This is a genomic window from Curtobacterium sp. 24E2, assembly GCF_016925595.1.
Lineage (GTDB): Bacteria > Actinomycetota > Actinomycetes > Actinomycetales > Microbacteriaceae > Curtobacterium.
Genome location: NZ_CP068987.1, coordinates 830,340 through 854,742, shown reverse-complemented (window position 1 = coordinate 854,742; position 24,403 = coordinate 830,340). Strand labels below are relative to the sequence as shown.

Annotated in this window: 27 protein-coding genes and 3 pseudogenes; 7 read left to right on the top strand and 23 right to left on the bottom strand. The window is 71.8% G+C overall.

Going from position 1 to position 24,403, the window contains the following annotated elements; translation table 11 throughout:
* Nucleotides 1–52 precede the first annotated feature (52 nt).
* The 8 genes and pseudogenes from JN350_RS18990 to JN350_RS04335 form a co-directional block, all read right to left on the bottom strand.
* On the bottom strand, nucleotides 53–196 hold the full coding sequence (locus tag JN350_RS18990; RefSeq protein ID WP_240347544.1) for a hypothetical protein: 144 nt from the start codon (nucleotides 194–196) through the stop codon (nucleotides 53–55).
* Entirely contained in the window at nucleotides 184–534 is a 351-nt protein-coding gene (locus JN350_RS18985; RefSeq protein WP_240347543.1) for a hypothetical protein, read from the bottom strand. Before JN350_RS18985 ends, JN350_RS18990 begins: the two co-directional genes overlap by 13 nt.
* A gap of 66 nt (nucleotides 535–600) precedes the next feature.
* Complete coding sequence (locus JN350_RS18980) at nucleotides 601–1,986, bottom strand: HAD-IA family hydrolase (RefSeq protein WP_240347542.1); 1,386 nt, start codon at nucleotides 1,984–1,986, stop codon at nucleotides 601–603.
* 57 nt (nucleotides 1,987–2,043) lie between these two features.
* A complete protein-coding gene (locus JN350_RS04350; RefSeq protein ID WP_123671116.1) occupies nucleotides 2,044–2,469 on the bottom strand; it encodes a MarR family winged helix-turn-helix transcriptional regulator in 426 nt (141 codons plus the stop codon).
* Between the two features lie 78 nt (nucleotides 2,470–2,547).
* Nucleotides 2,548–2,685 (bottom strand): hypothetical protein, encoded by a 138-nt coding sequence (locus JN350_RS20600; RefSeq protein ID WP_461964509.1) that lies wholly within the window; start codon nucleotides 2,683–2,685, stop codon nucleotides 2,548–2,550.
* Between the two features lie 356 nt (nucleotides 2,686–3,041).
* A pseudogene (locus JN350_RS20595) lies at nucleotides 3,042–3,119 on the bottom strand (DUF3618 domain-containing protein); the annotation flags it as partial.
* Nucleotides 3,116–3,562 (bottom strand): phage holin family protein, encoded by a 447-nt coding sequence (locus JN350_RS04340; RefSeq protein ID WP_205463667.1) that lies wholly within the window; start codon nucleotides 3,560–3,562, stop codon nucleotides 3,116–3,118. The gene JN350_RS04340 and the pseudogene JN350_RS20595, both read right to left, overlap by 4 nt.
* Nucleotides 3,559–4,335 carry a hypothetical protein gene (locus JN350_RS04335; RefSeq protein WP_205463666.1) on the bottom strand — a complete coding sequence of 259 codons (777 nt, stop codon included), beginning with the start codon at nucleotides 4,333–4,335 and terminating at the stop codon, nucleotides 3,559–3,561. The genes JN350_RS04340 and JN350_RS04335 overlap by 4 nt, the downstream gene beginning before the upstream one ends.
* Nucleotides 4,336–4,483: 148 nt before the next feature.
* On the opposite strand from JN350_RS04335, the gene JN350_RS04330 reads away from it, so the two are divergent.
* Nucleotides 4,484–5,239 carry a glycosyltransferase family 2 protein gene (locus JN350_RS04330; protein ID WP_205463665.1) on the top strand — a complete coding sequence of 252 codons (756 nt, stop codon included), beginning with the start codon at nucleotides 4,484–4,486 and terminating at the stop codon, nucleotides 5,237–5,239.
* 35 nt (nucleotides 5,240–5,274) lie between these two features.
* Here the strand turns inward: JN350_RS04330 and JN350_RS04325 are convergent, their stop codons facing one another.
* Nucleotides 5,275–5,892 (bottom strand): helix-turn-helix domain-containing protein, encoded by a 618-nt coding sequence (locus JN350_RS04325; protein ID WP_205463664.1) that lies wholly within the window; start codon nucleotides 5,890–5,892, stop codon nucleotides 5,275–5,277.
* A gap of 58 nt (nucleotides 5,893–5,950) precedes the next feature.
* Between JN350_RS04325 and JN350_RS04320 the strand changes: the two genes are divergently transcribed.
* Nucleotides 5,951–6,940, top strand: a complete 990-nt coding sequence (locus tag JN350_RS04320; protein ID WP_205463663.1) for an NAD(P)/FAD-dependent oxidoreductase — start codon at nucleotides 5,951–5,953, stop codon at nucleotides 6,938–6,940.
* A 62-nt stretch (nucleotides 6,941–7,002) separates the two neighbouring features.
* Here JN350_RS04320 and JN350_RS04315 read toward each other — a convergent pair whose 3' ends face one another.
* The 7 genes and pseudogenes from JN350_RS04315 to JN350_RS20065 form a co-directional block, all read right to left on the bottom strand.
* Nucleotides 7,003–7,668, bottom strand: coding sequence for a pentapeptide repeat-containing protein (locus JN350_RS04315; protein WP_205463662.1), 666 nt, complete (start codon nucleotides 7,666–7,668; stop codon nucleotides 7,003–7,005).
* Nucleotides 7,669–7,672: 4 nt separating this feature from the next.
* The gene (locus JN350_RS04310; RefSeq protein ID WP_205463661.1) at nucleotides 7,673–8,101 is read right to left on the bottom strand and encodes a DUF6314 family protein; all 429 of its coding nucleotides are present in this window, start codon (nucleotides 8,099–8,101) and stop codon (nucleotides 7,673–7,675) included.
* Nucleotides 8,102–8,110: 9 nt separating this feature from the next.
* Complete coding sequence (locus JN350_RS04305) at nucleotides 8,111–8,464, bottom strand: SHOCT domain-containing protein (protein ID WP_205463660.1); 354 nt, start codon at nucleotides 8,462–8,464, stop codon at nucleotides 8,111–8,113.
* Nucleotides 8,465–8,638: 174 nt separating this feature from the next.
* A complete protein-coding gene (locus tag JN350_RS04300) occupies nucleotides 8,639–9,685 on the bottom strand; it encodes an NAD-dependent epimerase/dehydratase family protein (RefSeq protein ID WP_205463659.1) in 1,047 nt (348 codons plus the stop codon).
* Nucleotides 9,685–10,878 carry a zinc-dependent alcohol dehydrogenase gene (locus JN350_RS04295; RefSeq protein WP_205463658.1) on the bottom strand — a complete coding sequence of 398 codons (1,194 nt, stop codon included), beginning with the start codon at nucleotides 10,876–10,878 and terminating at the stop codon, nucleotides 9,685–9,687. Before JN350_RS04295 ends, JN350_RS04300 begins: the two co-directional genes overlap by 1 nt.
* Nucleotides 10,879–11,100: 222 nt before the next feature.
* The gene (locus tag JN350_RS20070; RefSeq protein WP_275898015.1) at nucleotides 11,101–11,517 is read right to left on the bottom strand and encodes a phosphotransferase; all 417 of its coding nucleotides are present in this window, start codon (nucleotides 11,515–11,517) and stop codon (nucleotides 11,101–11,103) included.
* 107 nt (nucleotides 11,518–11,624) lie between these two features.
* A pseudogene (locus JN350_RS20065) lies at nucleotides 11,625–11,975 on the bottom strand (phosphotransferase); the annotation flags it as partial.
* A 178-nt stretch (nucleotides 11,976–12,153) separates the two neighbouring features.
* Between JN350_RS20065 and JN350_RS04285 the strand changes: the two are divergent.
* On the top strand, nucleotides 12,154–12,363 hold the full coding sequence (locus tag JN350_RS04285; RefSeq protein ID WP_205463657.1) for a hypothetical protein: 210 nt from the start codon (nucleotides 12,154–12,156) through the stop codon (nucleotides 12,361–12,363).
* 19 nt (nucleotides 12,364–12,382) lie between these two features.
* Nucleotides 12,383–12,916 (top strand): polysaccharide deacetylase family protein, encoded by a 534-nt coding sequence (locus tag JN350_RS04280; RefSeq protein WP_205463656.1) that lies wholly within the window; start codon nucleotides 12,383–12,385, stop codon nucleotides 12,914–12,916.
* Here the strand turns inward: JN350_RS04280 and JN350_RS04275 are convergent.
* The 6 genes from JN350_RS04275 to JN350_RS04250 all read right to left on the bottom strand — a co-directional run bounded on the left by JN350_RS04275 (nucleotide 12,913) and on the right by JN350_RS04250 (nucleotide 19,579).
* Nucleotides 12,913–13,470: a TetR/AcrR family transcriptional regulator gene (locus JN350_RS04275; protein WP_205463655.1), complete on the bottom strand. Its 558-nt coding sequence runs from the start codon at nucleotides 13,468–13,470 to the stop codon at nucleotides 12,913–12,915. The two genes, JN350_RS04280 and JN350_RS04275, sit on opposite strands and share 4 nt — an antisense overlap.
* Before the next feature lie 8 nt (nucleotides 13,471–13,478).
* Nucleotides 13,479–15,011, bottom strand: a complete 1,533-nt coding sequence (locus tag JN350_RS04270) for an MFS transporter (RefSeq protein ID WP_240347540.1) — start codon at nucleotides 15,009–15,011, stop codon at nucleotides 13,479–13,481.
* Nucleotides 15,012–15,080: 69 nt separating this feature from the next.
* Complete coding sequence (locus JN350_RS04265; protein WP_205463654.1) at nucleotides 15,081–15,731, bottom strand: DNA alkylation repair protein; 651 nt, start codon at nucleotides 15,729–15,731, stop codon at nucleotides 15,081–15,083.
* Nucleotides 15,732–15,841: 110 nt separating this feature from the next.
* Entirely contained in the window at nucleotides 15,842–16,939 is a 1,098-nt protein-coding gene (locus JN350_RS04260; RefSeq protein WP_205463653.1) for a type I restriction endonuclease, read from the bottom strand.
* A 362-nt stretch (nucleotides 16,940–17,301) separates the two neighbouring features.
* Nucleotides 17,302–18,483, bottom strand: coding sequence for a peptidoglycan DD-metalloendopeptidase family protein (locus tag JN350_RS04255; protein ID WP_205463652.1), 1,182 nt, complete (start codon nucleotides 18,481–18,483; stop codon nucleotides 17,302–17,304).
* Nucleotides 18,484–18,823: 340 nt separating this feature from the next.
* Nucleotides 18,824–19,579, bottom strand: a complete 756-nt coding sequence (locus tag JN350_RS04250; protein ID WP_205463651.1) for an AraC family transcriptional regulator — start codon at nucleotides 19,577–19,579, stop codon at nucleotides 18,824–18,826.
* A 76-nt stretch (nucleotides 19,580–19,655) separates the two neighbouring features.
* Here JN350_RS04250 and JN350_RS04245 point away from each other — a divergent pair, with 76 nt between their 5' ends.
* On the top strand, nucleotides 19,656–20,474 hold the full coding sequence (locus tag JN350_RS04245) for a sulfite exporter TauE/SafE family protein (RefSeq protein WP_205463650.1): 819 nt from the start codon (nucleotides 19,656–19,658) through the stop codon (nucleotides 20,472–20,474).
* A 29-nt stretch (nucleotides 20,475–20,503) separates the two neighbouring features.
* Nucleotides 20,504–22,381, top strand: a complete 1,878-nt coding sequence (locus JN350_RS04240) for a gamma-glutamyltransferase family protein (RefSeq protein WP_461963756.1) — start codon at nucleotides 20,504–20,506, stop codon at nucleotides 22,379–22,381.
* A 107-nt stretch (nucleotides 22,382–22,488) separates the two neighbouring features.
* Here the strand turns inward: JN350_RS04240 and JN350_RS04235 are convergent.
* Nucleotides 22,489–23,531, bottom strand: a pseudogene (locus tag JN350_RS04235) (NAD(P)-dependent alcohol dehydrogenase).
* 287 nt (nucleotides 23,532–23,818) lie between these two features.
* Between JN350_RS04235 and JN350_RS04230 the strand changes: the two are divergent.
* Nucleotides 23,819–24,259, top strand: coding sequence for an OsmC family protein (locus JN350_RS04230; RefSeq protein WP_111085865.1), 441 nt, complete (start codon nucleotides 23,819–23,821; stop codon nucleotides 24,257–24,259).
* The last annotated feature ends 144 nt before the right edge of the window (nucleotides 24,260–24,403 follow it).

Sequence of the window (24,403 nt, the reverse complement as noted above, 5' to 3'; positions counted from 1 at the left end):
CGAGCAAGAATTGCACTATCCACCTGAAAGTGCAATCGGAAGGGTCGTACCCCTAGAGGGCCTTCTCGAAGCAGAACGACCACGGCATCGTCGCCGCGTACGGCGCGTAGACCGGGATCGGGCTCCACCCGGTCTTCTCGTACAGGGCGACCGCGTCGGGCTGCTTGTCACCGGTCTGCAGGATCAGCCGGGGCACGCCGAGCTCGCGGCCGATGCGCTCGCACTCGTCGAGCAGTGCGGTGGCTGCCCCTTGCCGCGGGCCGACGCCAGCACGATCAGGCGCTTCAGCTCCACCTCGTCGCCGAGCCGTCGGATCGCGATGTGCCCGACAGCCTCGCCGGACTCGTCGACCGCCAGGACCGAGGTGACGACGGTCGACGGGTCGACAGACAGCGCGCGGCTCCGCTCGGCCGTGATCGCCGGGTCCTCGTCGCCGTTCGCCGAGCCGTAGCGTTCGTGCATCTCGTCGTCCATCCGGGCACGGAGCAGCACGGATCGGGGGTCGTCCCAGGACACGCGTTCGATCGTGATCACGGTCGACGATCCTGTCACGGATGCCGGCGGCGGTGCACGCTCACGCGCGCCCACCCGGACGCACGCTCACGCGCGCCCACCCAGTGCCGCGATCGCGCCGTCCCCGGACCGCAGCGCGGCGAGCACGGCAGCGGCGTCGTCGTGGACCTCGGCGGCACCGGCTCCGCGGAGTTCGTCGCCGCCGATGCCGCCGGTCATCACCGCGACGCAGGTCACCCCGACGCGTCCGGCCGCTTCGACGTCCCACATCGCGTCGCCGACCATGACGGCAGCGTCAGCACCCACACCGGCCCGGTCGAGCGCCACCTGGATGATCCCGGGGTCCGGCTTCGCCTGTTCGACGTCCTCGGAGCTCGTCACCGCGGTGAGCCACTCCTCGGCATCGAGCAGTTCGCGCAGCCGCGCCAGTTCGTTCTCCGGCGCACTCGTCGCCAGGACGACGGCGTGCCCGGCCTCGGCGACCGCACGGAGCAGCTCTCGGGCGCCCGGCAGCAGCCGCAGCTGCGGCATGTGCTCGGCGAAGTAGGCGGTGTTGAACTGCTCGACGGTGTCGCGCGTCTCGTCGGACGCGTCCGGCAGCAGCGTCTCGAGCAGCTTCGCGGAGTCCATGCCGATCGCACGGTGGATCCGCCAGGCGTCGACGGACTCGCCCGCTGCGCGGGCAGCGCGCCACCAGGCGTCGATGTGGGCGTAGTTCGAGTCGACGAGCGTGCCGTCGATGTCGAAGAGGACTGCGGTCGAGGGAGCGTCGGACATCCCTCCATGCTGCCCGGGAGGCGCGGATCGCCTCCCAGGAGCACGGTCGCGTCCGTCAGACGGTGATCGACTCCCCGCGGGCAGGATCAGGACCGGCACCGGTCCGAGACCGTCGGAGCCGAGGAACCGCGCAGCCGACTGCTGGCCGAGTTCGCTCAGCATCGCCTCGTGGATCTGCACGGCACGCTCCGGCGCCACCGATCGGACGTAGTCGACCGCCGCGGCGGTGCTCGTCCACGGACCGCTGGTCGGCAGGAGCAGCGTCTGCACAGGGACCCCCGGCTCGAGGTACGCGTCGCCCGGGTGGAACACCGTGCCGTCCACCAGGTACCCGACGTTGGCGATCGTCGGGATGTCGCGGTGGATCACCGCGTGCTCCTCGCCGAAGGCCCGCACCGAGAACGTGCCGATCTCGAACGCGTCACCGGCGTGGACCGCCCTCACGCGACCGTCGTGGTCGCCGAGCTGTTCGACGACCGCACCGGGAGCCCGCACCACGAGCGCGTCGTTCGCAGCGAGCCCGGCGCGGACGGCGTCGACGTCGAAGTGGTCGGGGTGCTCGTGGGTGATGAGGATGCCGGCCGCTGCGCGGACGAGGTCGGCGGCCTCGGGCGTGAACACACCCGGGTCGATGACGAGGGTGGTGCCGTCCTGCTCGAGGACGACGGTGGCGTGGGTGTACTTCGTCAGCTCCATGTCGACAACACTACAACCGTGTTGTACTTCTGGGTGTCGATCCGGGTGAGGGAGCACTCAGTCGGCGCGCCGGGCCAACCGCTCGAAGATGCCGGGCAGGCGCTCGAGGGCCGCGCGCTCCTCGTCGTCGAGTTCCTCGCGGATCGCCGTCGCCAACCAGTCGGCACGCGCCGTCATGTCCCGGCGGAGGACCTCGCTGCCGGTGTCGGAGATGCGGATGACCGACACGCGGCGGTCGGTGTCCGACGCCGTCCGCTCGACGTACCCGAGGTCGGCGAGCTCCCCGACCGTGCGCGACTGCCCCTGGTGCTTCACCGCACGGCGACGCGCCAGCTCCGCGATCGGCATCGGGCCCTCGCGCTCGAGGAAGCCGAGGGTCGTCGCGTGGGCGGTCGGCAGCGAGTCCGCCTCGCGCTTCGCAGCGCGCACGACACGACCGATCGCGTGCCGGAGCTCCACGGCGAGTTCGTCGGTCCGGTCCATGCCCGGAACGCTACCGCCTGGACGGCGGCAGGCGCGGTGCCAGCCGGCACCGCGCCTGCCGTTCGTGAGCCAGCTGCGTCAGCTGCTGCGGACGTCGTCCGCGGCACCCTTGGCGTGGCCTTGCACGTCCGACGCGGCGCCCTGCGCCTCGTCCTTGACGGTCTGGGCGGCGTCCTGCGCAGTCCCCTTGAGGTCCTGCGCGTGCTCCTTCGCCACGTCCCCGAGCTGCGACCCGGCGTCCTTCGCCTGTTCCTTGACCTCGTCGACGAGGGGGCTGCCTTGTCCTTGAGTTCGACGGCCAGCTCCTCTTCCTTGTCGCTCGCGGGGATGAGCGACGACACGAGCCAGCCGGCGCCGAACGCGATGAGTCCGATCGCCAACGGTGCGCCCTTGGCCTGCTCGACCCCGCGCTGGGCGACGTCCTCCGCGTGGTCCGCGGCACCGGACGCAGAACCCGAGGCGCTCGACTTCGCGGAGTCCGCGGCGCCCATCACGGATTCGCGGACGCCCTGGAACCGGCTCTTCACCTTCTCGGTCTGGCGGTGGGCGATCGACGACGGGCTGACCTTGTCGGCCAGGGCGTCGACGTCGGAGCCGAGTTCGCCGCGGGTGCGCTCGATGTCGGCGCGGATCTCGTCTGGGGTGCTCATGGCTTCCTCCCGGTGGTGGTGGGCTTGAGTGCTTCGGGGACTTCCTTGGCGGTGGCGACCGTCTGGGGCAGACCCGTGATCTCCTTGGCCGCAGCGCGACCGCGGAGACCGAGGACCACGGCGACGATCGCGTAGACCGCGGCGACGATGAGGGCGGACCACGCGTTGCCGACGGCGTACCCGATGGCCCACCACGCGGCGATCGAGACGAAGAGCAGCGAGAAGAACGCGGTGAGTCCGGCGCCGCCGAACATCCCGCCCGCCTTGCCGGCCTTCTTCGCCGAGTCGGTCAGCTCCGCCTTCGCGAGGGCGATCTCCTGCCGGAACAGGCTGGAGAGGTCGCGGGACACGTCGGAGAGCAGCTCGCCGAGCGGTGTCGTGGCGGCCCGCTCCTCGGGTGTCGGCTCACCCGGCTGGGTCGCACCCGGGACGGTGTGGCTCACAGGGCGCTCCCGGGGCCGGTGCCGGTGCCGGTGCCGGTGCCGGTGTGGGTCGTGGTGGGCCCGTCGCCGGCTTCCTTCTCGTGCTTGGCGTCGGCGGCGAGCGCCTTCGTCAACCGACCGGCGAGGATGCCGGCACCGGCAGCGATGGCGATGAACGTGCCCGGACGCTTCGCGGCGAAGGTCTTGACCTCGTCGAGGAGCGAGCCCGGGTCGCGGTTCTCGAGGAACCCGGCGGCCGAGGTCGCACGGCCGGACAGGTCGCGGACGACCTTCGCGGCCACGCCCTGGTCCTCGTCGTTCTCGGCCATGCGACCGAGCTGCTCGCCGAGGCTGCGGAGGCCGCCTGCGGCACGTTCCTGCTGCTCGCCGGCCTGCTGCTTGACGTTCTCCGACGCCTGGCCGTACAGCTGCTTGGCGTGGTCGGTCGCCTCGGAGGCGACCTTCGAGGCCTGCTCCTTGGCAGTGCCGGCGACGTCCGCGGCCTTGGCCTTCGCGTCCCCGGCGACGTCCTGCGCGGCACCCTTCGCCGCGTCGGCCTTGCCGGACTCCGCATCGGCGGGGACGGCGGCGAGGGGTGCGTCGAACGGCACCTCGGCGTCGTCGCCGTACGGGTCGTACGCCTGCGCGACGTCGGGGTCCGTCGGTCCGGCCGCGGGCACGCCGCTGGCGAACGAGGGGACGGTGACGCCGGGGGACACCTCGTGGCCCTCAGAAGCCGCCGTGCGGTCGTGGATGGGGGTCCCGGAGTCGTTCCCGGGTGGGTTCGTGGTCATGGTCGGCCTTCCGGTTGTCCGTCGCCACCGGTGTGCACCGGGGGCGTTGCCTGACCGAAGGTGCGCGCCCGCCGATGTGCTCCAACGCAGGAACGCCACGGAACGCGGACCGGCTGTCCGCACAGCGAACCTCCGGTTGGATCGGAGGATGGTCCGCGTCTCCGTCGTCATCCCCGTGCGCGACGACGCCGCGCACCTGCGGCGGTGTCTCGACGCCCTCGCGGGGCAGACGTTGCTCGCCGACGAGGTCGTCGTGGTCGACAACGGCAGCCGGGACGACAGCGCCGAGGTCGCCCAGGCAGCGGGGGCGGTCGTGCTGACCGAACGCATCCGTGGCATCGCCCGGGCCTCGGCGCGCGGCTACGACCGGGCTTCCGGGGACGTCCTCGTCCGGCTCGACGCCGACTCCGTCCCGCCGCCGGGGTGGATCGCCGACGCGGTGCGGCTGCTGGCCGACCCGTCGGTCGTCGCGGTCACGGGACCCGGGTGCCCGCACGACGGCGGACCGCTGATCGGCCGGCTCTGGGACGCCGTCTACATGCGGCCGTACTTCGCACTCATGTGGGCCGCGCTCGGGCGCCCGCCGCTGTTCGGTTCCGCGATGGCGATGCGGCGGTGGACCTGGGACGCGGTCCGCAGCCGAGTGCACCGCGAGGACCCCGAGGTGCACGACGACGTGGACCTGAGCATGCAGCTCGACCCGGCCTGGCGGGTGGTGGCCGACCCCGTGCTCACGGTGCAGGTGTCCACGCGACCGTTGTCGGGCCTCCCGTCCGCACTGCTGCGGACGCGACGCGCCTTCCACACGTTCCGCGTGAACGGCCGGCGGGCGAACCCGGTGCGCCGCTGGGCGCGGCGGGTGCGCGCGGGGTTGCGGGTGCGGTTCGGGTGGCGCACGCGCTGATCGGCTTGCCGGAACGGTGACGCTCGCGCGTGCCGTCAGCGCGTCGGCCTCGACCGCACGTGCGCCCGCTCGCCCTGGGGTCCGTACAGGCACAGCACCTCGGTCACCGAGTCGGTGACGTTGCCCATCCAGTGCGGGGTGTGGGTGTCGAACTCCGCGACCTCACCCGGCCCGAGGTCGAGGTCGTGCTCGCCGAGCACGAGGCGCAGGCGGCCGGACAGCACGTAGAGCCACTCGTAGCCCTCGTGCGTCTTGAGCGACGGCTCACCGCCCGGTGTGTTCGGGGGGAACAGCTGCTTGAACGACCGCACGCCGCCGGTGCGCTTCGTCAGCGGCACCACCACGCGTCCGCCGTGCACCTCGGGCTTCATGTGCACCCGGGGGTCTCCCGTCTGCGGTGCTCCGACCAGGTCGTCGAGCGGCACCTGGTACGCCCGTGCCAGCGGGAGCAGCAGTTCGAGGGTCGGCTTGCGCTGCCCCGACTCGAGCCGCGAGAGCGTGCTCACCGACACCCCGGTCTGCTCGGAGAGTGCGGCGAGTGTGACGTCCCGGTGGGCACGGAGCGCGCGCAGCCGCGGCCCCACCCCGTCCACGACCTGCGCGGTCGTGCGGGGGACGACGGGTTCCTGCGGGCCGTGGGGCATGCTGCCCATGTTGCCACATCAGCAAGCTTCTTTGCCGTCCGTACCGCAGGGGCTGCATGCTCCTTCCATGCGTGATCACTACGACGTCATCGTCATCGGCGGAGCAGCCGCCGGCCTCTCCGCCGCCCTCGTCCTCGGGCGCTCCCGCCGCTCCGTCCTCGTCGTCGACGCGGGCGAGCCCCGCAACGCGCCGTCGGCCGGCGCCCACAACTACCTCGGGCGCGAGGGCGTCGCCCCTGCCGAGCTGTCCGCGATCGGTCGCGACGAGGTCGCCGCCTACGGAGTCGAGGTGACGGCCGGGAGGATCGTGGCCGCGTCCGCCGCGACGGGTGACGGCACCGACCCGGTCGGCTTCTCGGTCACGCTGGACTCCGGCACGGTCGTCGCCGCCCGCAGGCTCGTCGTCGCCTCCGGCGCCGTGGACGTCCTGCCGCAGGTACCGGGCCTGGCCGAACAGTGGGGGCGCGGGGTCGTGCACTGCCCGTTCTGCCACGGGTGGGAGATCCGCGACCAGCGCATCGGCGTGCTCGTGACGACACCGAACGGCGTGCACCACGCGCTGATGTTCCGGGCGTTGAGCGAGCACGTGACGGCGTTCGTCACCGATCCCGCACTCGTCGACGACACCGCCCTGGCCGGTTTGCGGGCCCGCGGGATCGAGGTCGTCGACGACACGGTCACGCAGGTCCGCTCGTCGGACGGCTCGCTGACCGGGGTCACGCTCGGCTCCGGCGAGGTCGTCGAACTCGACGCCCTCGCTGCGGCGAGCACCGCCGAGGCACGCGTGGACTTCCTGTCCGGGCTCGGCCTGGTCGCGACCGACCAGTTCATGGGCGACTTCCGGTACGCGAGTGCGCTGACGGTCGACCCGGCCGGGCAGACGTCGGTCCGCGGTGTGTACGCGGCCGGCAACGTGGCGGCCCCGATGGCGACGGTCATCGCGTCCGCCGCCGCCGGGGTCCAGGCGGGAGCGGCCGCGCACGGCGACCTGGTGCAGGCCGACCTGGCGGCGGCCCTCGCCACGGCGGCGGCGGGCCCTGGGCGAGTCTCGGGCTGAGCGACGGTCCTCGCGCTCGGAGCTGCGAGAAGTGTCGCCCACCCCGAGTCTCGGGGCAGCCGTCAGTCGACGCGGTAGCCCGCCTGCGCCGCCAGCAGCGGGGCGAGCGTGTACAACTGGTCGGCGCCGATCGTCGCACCGCGGAACCCCTCGAGGCGCTCGACCCGGTCGAGGTCCGCACCCCGCAGGTCCACGTGGTCGATCCGGGTGTTGGACCCCTCGGCGTCGCGGATGCTGCTGCCCTCGAACGACACCCGGAGCAGCTTCGCGTCCGCGATGTCGAGCTCGTCGATCACGCAGTCGCGGAACACCACGTCGGTGAGCGTCGATCCGCGCAGGTTCACGAACCCGAACTTCATCCCGACGAACTCGACGCCGTTCAACCCGGAGTCGTACAGCTCGCCAGAACCGATGCGACCGCCGGACACCCGGACCTCGCGCCACGAACTGCTCGACGCCCGCAGCACCGGGGCGTCGAGCGTGTCGATGATCGAGTCGTGCACCCGCAGGCCACGGAAGTCGGCGCCGTCGCCGCGGAGCGTGTCGATGACGCACTCCTCGATCTCGAGGTCGGGCAGGCGCTCACCGGCCAGGTCGAGCACGCCGATGCGCTTCCCCTCGATGCGGTCGCCGGTCAGGACGTCACCGGGTCCGGGGACCCAGTCCTGCAGGTCGACGGGCTCGGTCAGGGTGATGCGCGGGGTCTCGGTACCGGAGGAACGTGCCATGGCCTCAGTCTGGCGCGTGCCGGTGACGCTCCAGCACGCTGTCGAGCCGGTAGTCCTTCGCCGGGCCCCGGGCTTCCCAGCGCACGGTCCACCGCTGCTCGTCGCCGTCCAGTGCCCCGGTGTAGTCGTCCGGTGCGCAGGCGTGGGCCACCCTCTCGCCCCAGACCCAGTCGTGGAACACCCGGCCGTCGGCGAAGTGCACGGTCCAGTCGTCCGGGCTCCCCGTGGTGCGGCGACGCACGACGAGCGTCCGCGACACCGGGGTGGTCCGACCGTCGAAGGTCATCACGCCCGCTTCGTCCCAGCGCACCTCGTCCGCGCCGACCGCTGTCAGTGTCGAGGTGCCGGTGACGATGCCCTGCACGCCGGCACGCCGGTCGTCCAGGGTCCGACGGAGCACCCACTCCCCCAGCAGGTCCGTCGGCAGCAGCACCGCCCCAGGCTAACCGCGCAGGGCCTCGGCTCGCGCCGACCGGTGCTCGTCGTCGGTGATCGCCCCGCGGGCGTGCAGGTCGTCGAGTTCGGCGAGCCGCTGTTCGAGCGGCTTCTCGGGCGCGAGGGTGCGGCTCCGCATCGCCTGGTACGCGACGTCCTCCTGCAGGGTGAGCGGGTTCTGACCGCGGTCGGCCATCCGTTTGCCGCGGTAGAGCGTCAGGACGACGATCGTCAGGGTAGTGAGGATCGTCAGGGCTGCGACGACCCCGAACGCGATGCCGAACCAACCGCCGAACAGGTCGGGCATAGCCGAGCCGCCCGGTCCCTCGAGTTCACTGAACGCCGACCAACTGAGCACCATCGCGCTCCCCCTTCTCACAACGACGAGCGAATCGTAGCGCGACCCGATCGCCCGTTCCTTCCCATCACACCCGCGATGGAACGGGGAAACGGGCGTACCTGGTCGAAACTTCCGACCCGGTACGCCCGAAAGCACCCGGTACGCCCCGGCAGCGCCCGCCCCCGCCCAGCCCAGCTACCCCCGCAGCGGATCCGACGCGGCGACGTGCGCACCGTCCGCGAACCCGGCCACGAGCGCACGCAACGCGTCTTCGGAGGTGTGCCGGGCCTCCCATCCGAGCACCGACCGGGCGCGGTCGGTCCGCATGATCGGCACCCCGGCCGCGATGTCGATCCAGCCGGCGTCCGTCGGCTGCAACCGCAGTCGCCACGTCAGCGTCACGATCCCGCGCAACAGTCCGAGCGGGATCCGGACGGCGCCGAGCATGCCGAAGGCCCGGGCCAACCGCGGCGGGTTGAGCACGGGCGACGCGGCGATGTTGAACGCTCCGCCGGCCCGCTGGTCGACGGTCCGCCAGTAGGCGTCGGCGACGTCGTCGGCGTGCACCGCCTGGAACACGAAGGGGTACGGAAGGGGCAGCACGAGCCACCGGATCCACCGGACGATCGACATCGGCACGAGGTGCCCGAGGAACAGTCCACGGATCTCGGCGGCGGCGTCCCGCTGGAAGATCAACCCCGGGCGCAGCCGCGTGACGACCACGGACGGATGGGCTGCCTCGAAGACGTCCATCGCCGCTTCGTTCGCGGCCTTGTGGATCGAGTACGTCGCGGTGGGGATGCCGTCGGTCGGCCAGCTCTCGTCGACCGGGGTCCGCTTGCCCGCGGCGTCGACGCCCCGGTAGGTCCCGACCGACGACGCGACGACGACCTGCGGGACCCCTGCACGAGCAACGGCCGACAGCACGTTCGCGGTGCCGGTGACGTTCGTCCGGTGCTGCAGCGGGATGTCGTGCGTCGGCTGCAGCGCCCAGGCCAAGTGGATCACGGCGTCGGCGCCGGTGAAGATCGCGGTGAGCTGGCCGACCGCGTCGGACGCGCCGACGTCGACGGCGTGCCAGACGGCCGAACGGTAGGGCTCCACGTGCACGTCCGGCAGGCGCCGTGCGACGCCGACGATCTCGACGCCGTCGTCGCGTCCGCCGGCGGCCCGGGCCTCGGCGAGGCGACGGAGCACCGCCGTCCCGACGTTGCCGGTCCCGCCGACGACGACGATCCGCATCAGGCGGCGGCCAGGGCGGGGTCGAGCACGACCTTCACGCAGCCGTCCTGCTTCTTCTGGAACACCTCGTACATGTGCGGGGCGTCCTCGAGCGACACCCGGTGGGTGGTCAGGTCGAGCGTGCCGAGCGGGTCCGACGGGTCCTGCACGAGCGGCATGATGTCGTCGATCCAGTGCTTCACGTTGCACTGTCCCTCGCGGATGGTGATCTGCTTGTCGAAGAGCGTCATCATCGGCATCGGGTCGGCCATGCCGCCGTAGACGCCGCTCAGGGAGACGGTGCCACCGCGACGCACCAGGTCGATCGCGGCGTGCACGGCTGCGAGCCGGTCGATGCCGGCGACCTCGATCGCCTTCTGCGCCAGGGCGTCGGGCAGCAGCCCGGCCGCACGCTGCGCGAAGCCGGCGACGGGGTTGCCGTGCGCCTCCATGCCGACGGCGTCGACGACGCCGTCCGGGCCGCGGCCGTCCGTCAGGTCGACGAGCTCCGGCACGGTGTCCTTGGTCAGGTCGAAGACCTCGGCGCCGTGCTTCGCGCCCAGGTCGCGGCGGACCTGTTCGGGATCGACGGCGAGCACGCGGTAGCCCAGGTGCTTGCCGATGCGGGCGGCGAACTGGCCGACGGGGCCGAGTCCGAGCACCGCGAGCGTGCCGCCCTCGGGCACGTTCGCGTACTGCACGGCCTGCCACGCGGTGGGCAGGATGTCGCTGAGGAACAGCCAGCGGTCGTCGGGCGTGCCGTCGTCCGGGATGACGATGGGGCCGTAGTCCGCGTGCGGGACCCGGAGGTACTCGGCCTGGCCGCCGGGGACCTGGCCGTACATCTTCGTGTAGCCGAAGAGCGCCGCTCCCGAGCCGTACTCGGTGACCTGGGTGGTCTCGCACTGCGACTGCAGGCCGTTCTTGCACATGAAGCAGTGGCCGCACGAGATGTTGAAGGGGACGACGACGCGGTCGCCGACCTTCAGGTTCGTGACGGCGCTGCCGACCGCCTCCACGATGCCCATGGGTTCGTGGCCGAGGACGTCGCCCTTGTCGATGTACGGGCCGAGCACCCGGTACAGGTGCAGGTCGGAGCCGCAGATCGCGGTGGACGTGATCCGCACGATCGCGTCGGTCGGCTCCTGGATGGTCGGGTCGGGGACGGTCTCGACGGACACCTTCTCGGTGCCCTGCCAGGTCAGTGCGCGCACGTCGCGTTCCTCTCGTGGTCGCTTCGGGCCGGCCGGGAGGCACGACTCGCTTCTCCCTCCTCGGTACGCGCCCGCCCCGTGGCGCGTTCACAGCCCCGGGGCCGTTCCGCGCGTCGTGCGCCGTTCCGCGCGTGGTGAGACGAACCGCGCGTACGAGGTCGTTCGTTCCGGCTCTCGACGCGCGATCCGGCTTCCCACTGCGGGCGCGATGGGACAGAACGGTCAGGCGAGCACCGTCGCGAGCACGCGCTCGTGTACCGCGCGGTCGCCCGGACCGGCGCTGCCGGCGAGCATGATGAGCGCCTTCCACAGCGCCCACCCTCGTCCGCGCGCCCAGGTGTCGGCGTCGAGCCCCACGGCCTCGCGGAACACCGGTCGCGCCGCCGGGTCGAGGAACGTCCACGCGAGCACCAGGTCGCACGCCGGGTCCCCGACGCCGCAGGTGCCGAAGTCGATCAGCGCGCTGAGCCGTCCCCCGCCGTCGACGAGCAGGTTGCCGGGCGGGACGTCGCCGTGGAACCAGACGCCGGGACGCGCCCATCTGGTCGCCGTCGCCGCGGACCAGACATGCTCGCACGCCGCTCGGTCGACCTCCGACCCCAGGGTGTCGAGTGCCGCGACGACCTGGGCGCCGTACACCGACGGGTGCTCGCCGCGGTGGAACGAGTGCGCGCCGGCGGTCGGCCCCCGGTGGCGGGGAGGCTCCGGAGCTGCCGGAGGACCGCGCCCACGTCGGTGGCGAAGCGCTCGTGGTCGAGGGCGTTCGCACGCGCTGCCACCGTGCCGTCGAGCCACCGTCGAACAGACCACGGGAACGGGTACCCCTCGCCCGATGCCCCCAGGCCGACCGGCTCGGGGACCGCGACGTCCAACCGGCGCGCCAGGTACGGCAGGACGTCCTGCTCCTTCTCGACCCCGGGCACGTAGCCGACGGCACTCGGCAGGCGGACGGACAGCTCGTCGCCGAGTCGGTACGTGCGGTTGTCCCAGCCCTGGTGGTCGACCTCGCGCACGGGCAGGCCGCTCCACTCGGGGAACTGTGCTGCGACGAGTCGTTCCACGAGTGCGGCGTCGATCCGGGGCACCTCGGTGTGCATGGCCCCACGGTACCCACGGCCCGGGCCGTGGTGGCCGATCGGCCACCACGGATCATTCGCCGAGCCGATGCGGACCCCGGCGACGATCCCGGACGATACGACCGATGGACCACCGAACCACCCGCCGCGCGCTGCTCGCCAGCGCCGCCGGCCTGCTCACGGCCACGACCGTCGCCGCGTGCGCGGCGACGGGACGGAGGCCGGCGACCGCACCGTCCGCGACCGCTCGCCCGACGACGACACCGGGGTCGTCGTCGACACCGACGGCGACTGCGACTGCGACACCGACGCCGACGCCGACCGCGACGCCGATCGCACGACGGCCCCTGCCGGCCGGCACGGTGACCGCATTACCGGAGGGGACCGCCGGCATCGCGTGGACGGTTGACGACGGTGCGAGTTCGGACGTGGTCGAGGCTTACGCCCGGTTCGCGGCCGACACCGGGACGCGTCTGACCTTCTTCGTGAACGGCGTCCGGCCGTCCTGGACCGACCACGCCGATCTCCTGCGCCCCCTGGTCGCGTCGGGGCAGGTGCAACTCGCCAACCACACCTGGGACCATCCGGCGCTGACGAAGCTGTCGGACCAGGGCATCGAGGACGAGCTCGTCCGGAACCACGACTTCATCGAGCAGACCTTCGGCGTCGATGCACGGCCGTACTTCCGACCGCCCTTCGGCTACCACGATGCCCGCGTCGACGCCGCCGCGGCTCGAGTGGGGTACTCGACACCACTGCTCTGGTACGGCACGCTCGCCGATTCCGGGAACATCTCGTCCGACCAGATCGTCGGGTTCGCCGAGCAGTGGTTCCTGCCGGCGCACATCGTCATCGGGCACGCGAACTTCACGGGGACGATCGGTGCGCTGCCACGGCTGGGGAAGCTGCTCGAAGAGCGGCGCCTCGCGACGTTCACGCTCGACGACGTGTTCGGTCGCTAGCCGGGCTCGGCCAGGGCGAGCAGCGCGTCGCGGGTGACCGCGACCTCCCGCTCGTCCAGGTAGGGCGGCATCGCGATCGCCGCCGCCAGGCCCTCTGCGGCGTTCCGGACCACGAGTGTTCGGTCCTCCGGCAGGCCGTCGCGCGCGAAGATCGTGCGCCAGTCCTGCGCGTCGGCGGCGACGAGGACCTCGACTCCCGGCACGGCCATCAGGCCGGTCCAGTGCGACGACGGTGAGAAGACCTCCATCGCCCGCTCGCTGCCCCCGCTGAGCGTCCGGACGTAGGCGCGGAGGACCTTGCCGGGGCGGTTCTCGGCCAGGTCGACGTGTCGCATGACCTCGTCCGTGAACGTGGTGAGGCCCTGCTCGACGACCGCGAGCAGCAGCGCGTCCTTCGACGGGAAGTGGTGCAGCAGTCCGCTCTTCGAGACGCCGGCGTCCGCCGCGATCTCGGCGACGCTCACCCGGGTGCCGCGCTCGGCGAGCAGCCGCTCGGCGGACTCGATGACCGCCTGGCGGGTGCGCTCCCGATCGCGTGTGCCGTCAGTGCTCATGACGACCTTCAGTGCTCATGCGGTCCATCCTGCCGGTTCGGGATCACCCGGAGTGCGACCGCGGCGGCGACGGCGAGCGCGACGGCCGCGCAGATCGAGGCGAGCTGCATGCCGCCGGTGAAGGCGTGCCGCGCGTGTTCGAGGATCGGGTCGCCGTCCTGCAGGACCTGGGACGCCGACGCCAGGGACTCACGGATCCGGTCGCCGACACCGCCGCTGACCGCGCCGCTCGTCACGTCGAGGTTCGACCGGTAAAACGCGGTCTGCAACGAACCGAGCACCGCGATGCCGAGTGCGACGCCCAGTTCGTACCCGGTCTCCGAGATGGCCGAGGCCGCACCAGCACGCTCCCGAGGTGCCGCGGCGACCACTGCGTCGGTGGCCAGGGTCATCGAGACCCCGACGCCCAGACCGACCACGGCGAGCGCGATCGCGATGCCCCAGTACGTCGGCAGCCCCTCGGCGAACGCGAGGCCGGCCATGCCCACGGCGGCGACCGCCAGGCCGAGGCCGATCGACCGGCCGGGTCCGACCCGCCGGGACAACAGCCCGATGATCGCGATCACCGCGATCGAGGCCAGGGTCGCCGGCAGCTCGGCCGCGCCGGCGAGCAGCGGCGTGAACCCGCGGACCAGCTGCAGGTACTGCGAGAAGAAGAACAGCAGTCCGCTCAGCGCGAAGACCGACAGCGAGTTCGCGACGACGGCACCCGAGAACGCCGGGATCCGGAACAGCTGCAGGTCGATGAGTGGCGTCGTGAGTCGCTTCTGCCGCCGGACGAACCACCAGCCGGCGCCGATGCCGAGGAGCGCCGTCAGGGGCACCGTCCAGTCGAACCCATGCCCGGCGACGTGCTTCACGGCGTACACGAGCGGCACGATCGCCAGCACCGAGAGGACGGCGGACAGCAGGTCGATCGGCGTGCGCGAGCCGCCCCTCGACTCGGGCAGCAGGATCGCGCCGGCGATGACGATCACGACGATGACGGGGATGTTGATGAGGAAGACCGAGCCCCACCAGAAGTGCTCGAGCAGCGCACCGCCGACGAGCGGTCCGGCGGCGGCGCCACCCGTCGCACCCGCCGACCACACCGCGATCGCGGTGGTGCGCTGCCGGGCGTCGCGGAAGATCGTGCGCACCAGCGACAGGGTCGACGGCATCAGGGTCGCCCCGGCGATGCCGAGCAGTGCCCGCGCGGCGATGAGGAGTTCGGGCGTCTGTGCGAACGCCGCGGCGGCCGAGGCCAAGCCGAACGCGACCGCGCCGATGAGCAGCAGGCGCTTCCGACCGATCCGGTCGGCAACGTTGCCCATCGTGACGAGCAGCCCCGCGAGCGCGAACGAGTAGACGTCGCCGATCCAGAGCACCTGGGTCGCGGTCGGGTCGAGGTCGGCGGTCAGCGACGGGACGGCGAGGGCCAGCACGGTGCCGTCGATCGCGAGCAGCACGACGGCCAGGGTGAGGACGCCGAGGGACGCCCATTCACGGACGGAGGCGCGGTGGATCGGGGCGGTGCTGGTGCTCGGGGTGGTGTCGGTCACCCGGTGACTCTAACCGACCACATGGTCGGTAGAACCGACTGCACAGTTGGTTGCCAGCGTCGTTGGTGCTCAGCCGCGCAGCCGGTCGCGATCCGCCGGCGGCAGGTGCTCGGTCGCCGTCTGGCGTGCCGCAGGGGTCAGGAACCGTCCGCTCTTCTCGAGGAACGCCACGAGCGCCGCCTCCGATGCCCGCTTGCCCGTCTCGCGCAGAACCCACCCCAGCGCCGACTGCACGGTGTCGCTCCGCTCCCGCACCAGGCGTCCGGCGATGCCGAGCGGCACCTCGGCGTCGCCCTGCTTCGCGAACGCCAGGGTCGCCACGATCGCGATCCGCCGCACCATCGCGACGTCGGACTTCACGAGTGCGAACAACGGTCCGGTCGAGCCGCCCACGAGCGGCGCACCGACGAGCTCCTCGGCTGCCAGATCGACGAGCGCCGGGTCGTCGAACCGCTCGGCCTTCGCCGCCGACAGGTACTCGTCGGTCAGCTCCGGGTCCGGGTGTGCCCGCATGGCCTGCACCAGCAGCAGCACGGCGATGAGCTTCGCGCCGTCGTCCTCGCTCCACAGCAGCGCGGAGCGCTCGCCGTCGTCCAGGCCCTCGAACCGCCGCGCGACCCGCCGTGCCGCCGCGACGTCGCCGTTCGTGCGCGCGAAGGCCACGAGCACGGCCTCTGCGTCGGCCCCGTCCCCTGCCCGGGCCCCGCCGCGCGCTGTCATCCAGTCAAGGGTAGCCGCGACGCCCCACGCGCACTTCGTGAGCAGAAACGGTCGGGTACCCGAAGGTGACCCGACCGTTCCTGCTCACCGAGCGGGACAGCGGTGGCCCATCAATTCGCGAATCGCTGCGCAGCCTTTCGGAGCGCCTCGGCATGGAGGTAGATCTCGTCGAGGTTCTCGATCGGGTGCTTGGTCTCGACCTTGGCCTCGTCGAACAACCCGAGGTACTTCTGCTTCTTGCCGTTGAACCAGAGTCGCGCGATCGGCTTGCGGTTGTTGTCGTCGAGCAGTACCGCGAAGTACGACTTCTGATCACGGTGTGCAATGCGGTCCGGCTTCACCTCGCTGCAGGCGATGGCCTTCACGATCTGGTACCCCTCGAGTTCCTCGAGCGTCGTCTCGATCTCGGTGTCACGGTCGAGGTCGTCCTCGGCGACGGCTGCGCTCGTCATGGCCTCCGCCGGTGCTTCCGCGCCGATGGGCGCGCTGTACGAAGCGCCGAGAGCGGTCTTCAGTCGATCGTTGACCTGCTCGTTGAGGAATTGCTTCGACGCCTTGGTGACGAGCGCCGTGAACTGGACCCGCGCCTCCTGGGTGAACCGACCGTCGTAGACGCGCGACGTGAAGAGACGCACGAAGTCCTCCTCCGGCTCACGGAACTGCACGGCGATCGCTCGCTTGATCGACCCGACGTACTTCAGTTCCTCAGCAGCACTGATCACCGAGTCGAGGTCGAAGACGTCCTTCGTGAGCTTGCTCAGCTCGGGGAGCAGGGTCTCATCGATGTCGGCGAGGTCCAACACCAGGAACGGACGGTCGTCCATCTTGTTCGGTGCATCGAGATCCGTGTAGAAGTTGTAGACCTCGCCGTTCGTCAAGACCGCGATCCGGGCGTTCGTGACGGAGAAGTAGCGGAACAGCTGCGAAGCGTGCTCGATCTTCAGTGGCTCGGTCGACTTCTTGCACTCGATGAGGATCTGCACCTCGCCGTCGCGCATGATCGCGTAGTCGACCTTCTCGCCGCGCTTCACTCCGACGTCGGCCGTGAACTCGGGTACGACCTCCAGCGGGTTGAAGACGTCGTAGCCGAGGATCGTCGAGATGAACGGCATGACGAACGCGTTCTTCGTCGCCTCTTCGGTCTGGATGGCCTCGCGCTGGTTCTGCACCTTGGTCGCCAATGCGGCGAGACGCTCTTCGAACTCCATTGTTCCTCCCCTGAGTCCCTGCAACCGTAGTTGATGACCCGTCATTATCCTCGCCCGGTCGCCACCCCCGTTCACGGGGGCTGTTTCAACGCACTGCATGCACAGCATCACGTACAGGCGATCGGCCACGCCGACGCCCGCGTCAGGAGCAGTAGTCGTACGGCGGCTCGGCTGTGTTGCTGACGGTCACCGAGGCGACGCGGGTGCCCTGGTCCGGGATCCGGAAGATGATGTCCCGCGCTTCCTCCTGCACCGCCCAGAACGTGTCGGGGCCCCGGTAGCAGTGGCCACCCGTGTCTGCGCCGGCTCCGCGATCCTGACAGATCTGGTCACGGCCCAACGATCTCGACCCGAGGCTGGGCTCACCGGAAGTGCAGGACCCCCAGCGGGTCGACGAGCGTGCCGCCCTGCCGGACCTCGACGTGCACGTGGGGCCCGGTGGACTGCCCGGTGTTGCCGGACTTCCCGACCTCGTTGCCCTTCGTCACGATCTGCCCCTGCTTCACGCCGATCTTGCTGAGGTGCGCGGTGAGCACCGTCGTGTTGCCGTAGGTCACGACGACGTAGTTGCCGTAGGACGCGTTGTTCGACACGGTGGTCGTGACCGTCCCGGTGCCGGAGGCGTACACGGGCGTGCCGACGGCCGCCGGGGAGTCGGTGCCCTGGTGGTAGCGCGGAACGTGTCCGGCACCGCGGTCGTCCCCGTACCTGCCGGTGATCTTGGTGCTCGCGACGGGCCAGAGCAAGCCGGTGACCGGACGGGTCGACCACGCTCGGGTGTCGGCCTTGCCGTACAGCACGACGTTGCCGTCGACCTGCACCATGAGCTTGCCGCCACCGGCCTTGCTCGTGGCGCTCGACCAGAGCCACTTCTTCGCTGCGGAGTACACGGCGAAGTTGCCGTCGGACTGGACGGAGGCGTAGGCGCCGGCGTTCCCGGCCGTCTTCGTGGCCCAGACCTGCTTGCCGTCGACGACCTGCGCGAGGACGCCGTCGCCGCGCATGGTGAGGGTGCGCGACCCGGTGCGGTCGGACCGCAGCACGGTGCCGGGCAGGATGACGTTGCCCGCGGCGACGCTGTCCTGGTAGTTCGGGAACTCGACGACGCTCTTGTTCGCGGTGTTGATCATGCGCATGGTGCCGTCGGGGCGGACCCCGAAGTTCCGGCCGACGTTCCCCGCGCCACCCCACAGGGCGATGCGCACGTTGTTGTGCACGATGGCGAGCGTGCCGTTCGCCCGGACCTGCGTGAAGGCCCCGGCCTTGCCCGAGGTGTTCGACGCCCACAGGACATTGCGGCCGATGCCGTACTCGACCAGGTTCCCGTCGCCCTGCATGACGAGTTGGAACTGCCCGTTGTTCGAGGTGACGGAGTCCCCGGGCCAGAGCGTCGAACCCGCAGCGACCGTGCCGACGTGGACGGCCGTGGCCGCGACGGCCGGTGTGGCGGTGGCGACGAGGCCGGCGGCGAGTGCGGCGATCGCGACGACCGAGGCGAGGAGTCGCCCGCGCGCCGGACGTGCCGTGGACGTGGTGGTGCGCATGGTTCCCCTGACTCAGGACCGCCCAGGGAGACGATCCGGTGTGCCGGCCCCGCCCCTGCGCGACCGTGAGCGACACGCCGGTTACGCGCCACCGAACGATGGTCGCTTTTCCGGGAAGCCTGCACAACCCCCTTGACATGACGTGCAGAACCCCAGTTCCGGGGGTACGCGGTCGACTCGGGGAAGGGTCCCCGGGTCAGGGTGACGATCGTGCCGTCGCCGTCCGTGGCGACGGGGCGGGCGAACCGGCGGGTGGGACGGTGGACGGGCCACCCACCGGGGCGGGCGTGCGCTGGGCGGCGAGCAGGGCCTCCAGACGGTCGAACCGGAGCGCAAGACCTCAGCGGAACCGGGACGGCGGGGCCCCGAACGCCTTCGAGAAGGCGGCGGTGAACGCCGCGGGGGTCGCGTAGCCGAGCCAGCCCGCCACCTCCGTCACGGTGCCGCGTCGCAGGGCCGGGAGGCTCGACAACAGTCGTGCACGCACCCGCCAGCTCGCGGGACCCACCCCCGTGGCCGCACGGAAGTGGCGGTCGAGGGTGCGTTCCGAGACGGCCGCCGCGCGCGCCCAGTCGGCGTTCGTCACGTGGACGTCGGGCTCGGCCAGGTACGCACGACACAGGTCGCGCAGGACACCCCGCGGCGGCAGCGAGACGCTCAGCGGGATCGGTGCGACGCGCTGCAGCTCGTGCAGGGCGAGGCGGACGAGGGTGCCGTCCCGGCCGCCGTCGTCGTACGGTACGTCGAGGGCGTTGGCGGCGCGCAGCACCTCGCGCAGCAGGGGCCCGACCTCGACGACGGCGCACCGGGTCGGCCACCAGGGCACGGCGTCCGGCTCGACGTACAGGCTCCAGGTGCTGACGTCGAGCATCCGGACCTCGTGGGGCACCCCGGGCGGGATGAGGACCGCCCGGTCGGTCGGCACCGTCCACGAGCCGTCGTCGGTCTCGACGAGCATCACGCCGCTCGCGCCGTAGAGCAGCTGCGCCCGTCGGTGCTCGTGCCGGGCGAGCAGGTGGTCCGGCGGGTAGTCGGTGCCGATCGGCAGGACGTCGAACGGCTGGTGGTCGAACTCGGAGACCGGGACGTTGCGCACACGACGAGGCTAGGTCTCGAAGGAAGCTGCCGCACACCCGATCGTCCGCCGTGGCGATCCCCGTTGGGATGGAGGCATGTCGTTCACCGTGCTCGTGGTCATCGGGGTCCTGGTCGGGGTCACCACCGTCCTGTTCGGGTTCGGCGGTGGGTTCGTCACCGTGCCGATCATCACCGTCGCCGACGCAGCCCTCGGTGGCGACGCCGTCCGGGTGGCGACGGCGACCTCGGCCCTCGTGATGCTCGTGAACGCCGCCGTGGCCACCGTCTCGGCCCGGCGCGGCGCACTCGCACCGCTCCGGGGTCGTTCGTCGCTGTTCGTCCTGCTCGGGGTCGGCGGCGCGGTCGGGGTGCTCGCCGCGCGAGAGGCCCCGGACGCGCTCCTGCGCTGGGGCTTCGTCGTCTACCTCGGGGTCACGGTCGCCGACCTGCTCCTGCGCCCGGGCTTCCTGCGCGACGCGGCGACGGATCGCGCAGTCGCGACCCGCGGCGGTGGACGCGACCACGGACCGACCCGCACCGGCGTGCCGACCGCCACGGGCCTCCCGATCGGTGCGGTCGCGGCGTTCCTCGGCGTCGGCGGCAGCGTGATGACGGTCCCGATGCTGCGCCGGTCCGGTGCCACCATGACCGCGGCGACCACGCTCGCGAACCCCCTCACGCTGGCGATCACGCTGCCCGCCGCCGCGGTGACCATGCTGCTGCCGGCGGTCGTCCCGCACGCCGCGGGACTCGTCGGGGCCGTCGACGTCCGGGCAGCCGCGGCCCTGCTGGTCGGCGCGATGCCGGTCATCGTGCTGCTCCGACGTCGCCCGCCGCACCTGCCCGAGGTCGTGCACGCCTGGGGCTACGTCGCACTGCTCGTCGCAGCGGGGATCGTCGTGGCCCTGGGCTGAGCAGCGAGCCCCGGGGACAGTATGGGTGGATGCCGACGCCGAACCCCGCCTTCGTCCCGCCCGCCACGCAGACCTCGCGCCCGGACCTGCAGGGCACGTTCGGCATGGCGGCCGCGACGCACTGGATCGCGACCGCCACCGCGCAGTCGGTGCTCGAACGCGGCGGCAACGCCTTCGACGCAGCCGTCGCGGGCGCGTTCGTCCTGCACGTGGTCGAGCCGCACCTGAACGGCCCGGGCGGCGACCTGACGGCGGTGTTCGCGACGGCGTCGGACCCGACGCCGGTCGTGCTCGTCGGCCAGGGTCCGGCACCGGCCGGTGCGACGCCCGAGCACTACCGCGCCGAGGGCCTCGACCTCGTCCCCGGCTCCGGCGCGCTCGCCGCCACCGTGCCGGGTGCCGTCGACGCGTGGCTCCTGCTGCTCCGCGACCACGGCACGTGGGAGCTCGCGGACGTCCTCGCTCCGGCGATCGGCTACGCCCGTGACGGCCACCCGGTCGCAGCCGGGGTGGTCCGGACGATCACCGCCGTGCAGGGCCTGTTCCGTGACCACTGGCCCACGTCCGCCGCGCAGTGGCTGCCGGGAGGCACGGCGCCGGCCCCCGGGGACCTGGTGCGCAACGAGGCGCTGGCCGCAGTGCTCGACCGGCTCCTCGACGCCGGTGACGGCTCCGGCAGTCGGACCGCCCGCATCGACGCCGCACGGAGCGAGTGGGCCGAGGGCTTCGTCGCCGAGGCGATCGACCGCTTCGTGCGGGAGCCCCACCGACACGCGTCGGGCAGCGACCACGCCGGGGTCGTCCGGGCGTCGGACCTGGCGGCGTTCCGGGCGTCGTACGAGCCCGCGGCGACAACGGAGTTCCGCGGCTGCACGATCGCGAAGACCGGTCCCTGGGGTCAGGGTCCGGCGCTCCTGCAGACCCTGCGGCTGCTCGAACCGCTCGACGACGCACTGCTCGACCCGTCGACGTCGGTCGGCGCACACACCATCGTCGAGGCGCAGAAGCTCGCGATGGCCGACCGCGAGGCGTTCTACGGGGACGGCGACGTCCCCCTCGACGTGCTGCTGTCCGACGCGTACACCGATGAGCGGCGAGCGCTGATAAGCGAGCGGGCCTCGGCCGAGCTGCGACCGGGCACGATCGCGGGCGTCGAGCGGGCGATGCCGCCAGCCCGGACGTCGTACTCCGCCGGCGAGGGCGCTGGTCTCGGCGAGCCGACCGTGCAGGTCGCGCGGGACACCGAGCGCGCGCCGGTCGCGCCCGTCGCGCCGGTCGAGGACCGCGGCGAGCCGTTCGTGGCCCCCGACGGCGAGACCCGGGGCGACACCTGCCACATCGACGTCGTGGACCGCTGGGGCAACATCGTGAGCGCGACACCGTCGGGCGGCTGGCTGCAGTCGTCGCCGACGATCCCGGAGCTCGGGTTCTGCCTGGGCACCCGGCTGCAGATGACCTGGCTCGAACCGGGCACGGCGTCGACGCTGCGCCCCGGCGAGCGCCCCCGCACGACCCTGACGCCGACCCTGGTGCTGCGTGACGGCGTGCCCGTGGCCGCGGTCGGTTCGCCCGGCGGTGACCAGCAGGACCAGTGGCAGCTGCTGTTCCTGCTGCGGTGGATCGTCGGCGGGTACACCCCGCAGCAGGCGATCGATGCCCCGGCGCTGCACACGACGTCGTTCCCGGGGTCGTTCTGGCCGCGCACGTGGGAGCCGGCGGGGCTCGTGGTCGAGGACCGACTCGGCGACGACGTCATCGCGGAACTCGAGGCGCGCGGCCACGTCGTCACCCGCGCCGGCGACTGGTCGCTCGGACGGTTGTCCTGCGTGACACGGGACCCGGCCACCGGTGTCCTCGGCGCCGCGGCGAACCCCCGCGGTGCGCAGGGCTACGCCGCGGGCCGCTGACCCGGGGTCGTTCTTTCCCAGGACACTCGCGATGGGAAGCGGAATCGGGCGTACCTGGTCCGAAGTTCCGACCAGGTACGCCCGATTCGACCAGGGACGCCGCGAGGTCAGAGCGTCGGGACGACCACAGCGCGACCCGACAGCTCGCCGGCCTCGAGCTTCCGGTAGGCCTCGAGCGCGTCCGACAGCGCGTAGCGCTCGACGTCGGGGACGATCTGCCCGGCGCGGTACATGGCGACGACCTCGTGCAGGTCCTCGATGGTGCCCCAGTAGGTGTTCGTGATCGTCGACTCGTACGGCGTCCGGAAGAAGTCCCACTCGGTGGTGCCGCCGGCGATCCCGACGACGGTGAACCGCCCGCCGACCGCCATCGAGGCCTGCGCGACCTTGATCGTGGGGGTGGCACCGACGAAGTCGAACGCGGCGTCGACCCCGCGGCCGCCGGTGATCTCGCGGATCGCGGCGGCCTGGTCCGGCCCGCCGGGCACCGTGATCGCGCCACGGGCGGCAGCGCGGTCCATGGCGTCCTGCTTCATGTCGGTCGCGATGACCGTGGCGCCGGTGAGCGCGGTGAGGATCTGCACGGCGATCTGCCCGAGGCCGCCCAGCCCGACGACCAGGGCGTACTTGCCGCCGCCCGCCAGGTTCGGCAGCGCGTTCTTGATCGCGTGGTACGGCGTGAGTGCGGCGTCGCTGAGCGGTGCGGCGGCGATCGGGTCGGCGTCGCCGAGCGGGACGAGGTTGCGAGCGGGGACGCTGACGTACTCCGCCATGCCGCCGTCCCGCCCGAGACCGATGCCCATGTAGGGGTTCGTCGCGGCGTTCTCGCAGTAGGTGTCCTGCCCCTTCGAGCAGTACGAGCAGTGCCCGCAGCCGACCGGCCCGTAGACCAGGTAGGCGTCACCCTCGGTGAACCCGGTCACGCCGTCACCGACGGACTCGACCCAGCCGGAGTTCTCGTGCCCGAGCACGAACGGGGGCTGCTGCGACCCCGGAGCACCGGCGGCGAACTCGCGGTAGACCGCGACGTCCGAGTGGCACGCACCGGCGCCGGCGACCTTGAGGAGCACCTCCCCGGACCCGGGGTGGGCTTCGGGACCTCCGTCAGGGACGGGAAGGTCTGGTACTGCTCGAACACGACGGCGCGCATGGTGGGTCTCCTTTGAACGCCATTCAGGCTACACCTGTCGTTGAACACGACACCTGTCGCCCAGCCTCCGGAGTTCGGTTCTTCCCAGAGCGCCCGCGATGGCACGAAGGATCGGGCGTACCTGCCAGAAAGTTCCGACCAGGTACGCCCGAACTCACCAAGTACGCGCGGAACACCCGCAAAGCCTGCGTCTTCGCCGTGAGCCGCTTGCGAGAACGCGCGTTCTCCGCTTGACTCGGCTGCGACGGTCCTGCTCGGGTCCGATCCCCCACACGAAAGGAGCGGCCATGCCCACGCGCACCGCACGCACCGCCTGGAACGGCGGCCTCAACGACGGTTCCGGCCAGGTCGAACTCTCCAGCTCGAAGGTCGGCACCTACGACGTCTCGTTCCCGAAGCGCGCCGCCGACGAGGCCGGTGGCAGCACCAGCCCCGAGGAGCTCATCGCCGCCGCACACTCGGCCTGCTACGCCATGCAGTTCTCCGCCGTCCTCGGCGAGGCCGGCGGCACGGTCGAGGCCCTCGACGTCAAGGCCGACGTCTCGCTCGGCCCGGACTCCGCCGGCGGCTTCAAGCTCACCGGCATCGCCCTGACCGTGCACGGTGAGGTCACCGGCATCGACGAGGCGACCTTCCTGAAGGCCGCCGAGGACGCCAAGGCGACCTGCCCGGTCAGCAAGGCACTCACCGGCGTCGACATCACGCTCGACGCGACGTTCGAGCAGTAGTCGGCTCGCGTCCGAGACGCGACCGACCACCGGACGGGAGGCCCGATGCCAGCTGGCACCGGGCCTCCCGTCCGCTCTGGTCGCGTCCAGATCGCGACTGGCACCATGGTCGGATGGCCGAGCAGCACTCCCCGGCGAACCGAA

Excerpts from the sequence above, each read along its gene's own strand:
- JN350_RS18980 (WP_240347542.1), bottom strand. The coding sequence starts at position 1,986 with ATGGAGCTGACGAAGTACACCCACGCCACCGTCGTCCTCGAGCAGGAC.
- JN350_RS04350 (WP_123671116.1), bottom strand. The coding sequence starts at position 2,469 with ATGGACCGGACCGACGAACTCGCCGTGGAGCTCCGGCACGCGATCGGT.
- JN350_RS04335 (WP_205463666.1), bottom strand. The coding sequence starts at position 4,335 with ATGACCACGAACCCACCCGGGAACGACTCCGGGACCCCCATCCACGAC.
- JN350_RS04330 (WP_205463665.1), top strand. The coding sequence starts at position 4,484 with ATGGTCCGCGTCTCCGTCGTCATCCCCGTGCGCGACGACGCCGCGCAC.
- JN350_RS04325 (WP_205463664.1), bottom strand. The coding sequence starts at position 5,892 with ATGGGCAGCATGCCCCACGGCCCGCAGGAACCCGTCGTCCCCCGCACG.
- JN350_RS04320 (WP_205463663.1), top strand. The coding sequence starts at position 5,951 with ATGCGTGATCACTACGACGTCATCGTCATCGGCGGAGCAGCCGCCGGC.
- JN350_RS04315 (WP_205463662.1), bottom strand. The coding sequence starts at position 7,668 with ATGGCACGTTCCTCCGGTACCGAGACCCCGCGCATCACCCTGACCGAG.
- JN350_RS04305 (WP_205463660.1), bottom strand. The coding sequence starts at position 8,464 with ATGGTGCTCAGTTGGTCGGCGTTCAGTGAACTCGAGGGACCGGGCGGC.
- JN350_RS04300 (WP_205463659.1), bottom strand. The coding sequence starts at position 9,685 with ATGCGGATCGTCGTCGTCGGCGGGACCGGCAACGTCGGGACGGCGGTG.
- JN350_RS04275 (WP_205463655.1), bottom strand. The coding sequence starts at position 13,470 with ATGAGCACTGACGGCACACGCGATCGGGAGCGCACCCGCCAGGCGGTC.
- JN350_RS04265 (WP_205463654.1), bottom strand. The coding sequence starts at position 15,731 with ATGACAGCGCGCGGCGGGGCCCGGGCAGGGGACGGGGCCGACGCAGAG.
- JN350_RS04260 (WP_205463653.1), bottom strand. The coding sequence starts at position 16,939 with ATGGAGTTCGAAGAGCGTCTCGCCGCATTGGCGACCAAGGTGCAGAAC.
- JN350_RS04255 (WP_205463652.1), bottom strand. The coding sequence starts at position 18,483 with ATGCGCACCACCACGTCCACGGCACGTCCGGCGCGCGGGCGACTCCTC.
- JN350_RS04245 (WP_205463650.1), top strand. The coding sequence starts at position 19,656 with ATGTCGTTCACCGTGCTCGTGGTCATCGGGGTCCTGGTCGGGGTCACC.
- JN350_RS04240 (WP_461963756.1), top strand. The coding sequence starts at position 20,504 with ATGCCGACGCCGAACCCCGCCTTCGTCCCGCCCGCCACGCAGACCTCG.
- JN350_RS04230 (WP_111085865.1), top strand. The coding sequence starts at position 23,819 with ATGCCCACGCGCACCGCACGCACCGCCTGGAACGGCGGCCTCAACGAC.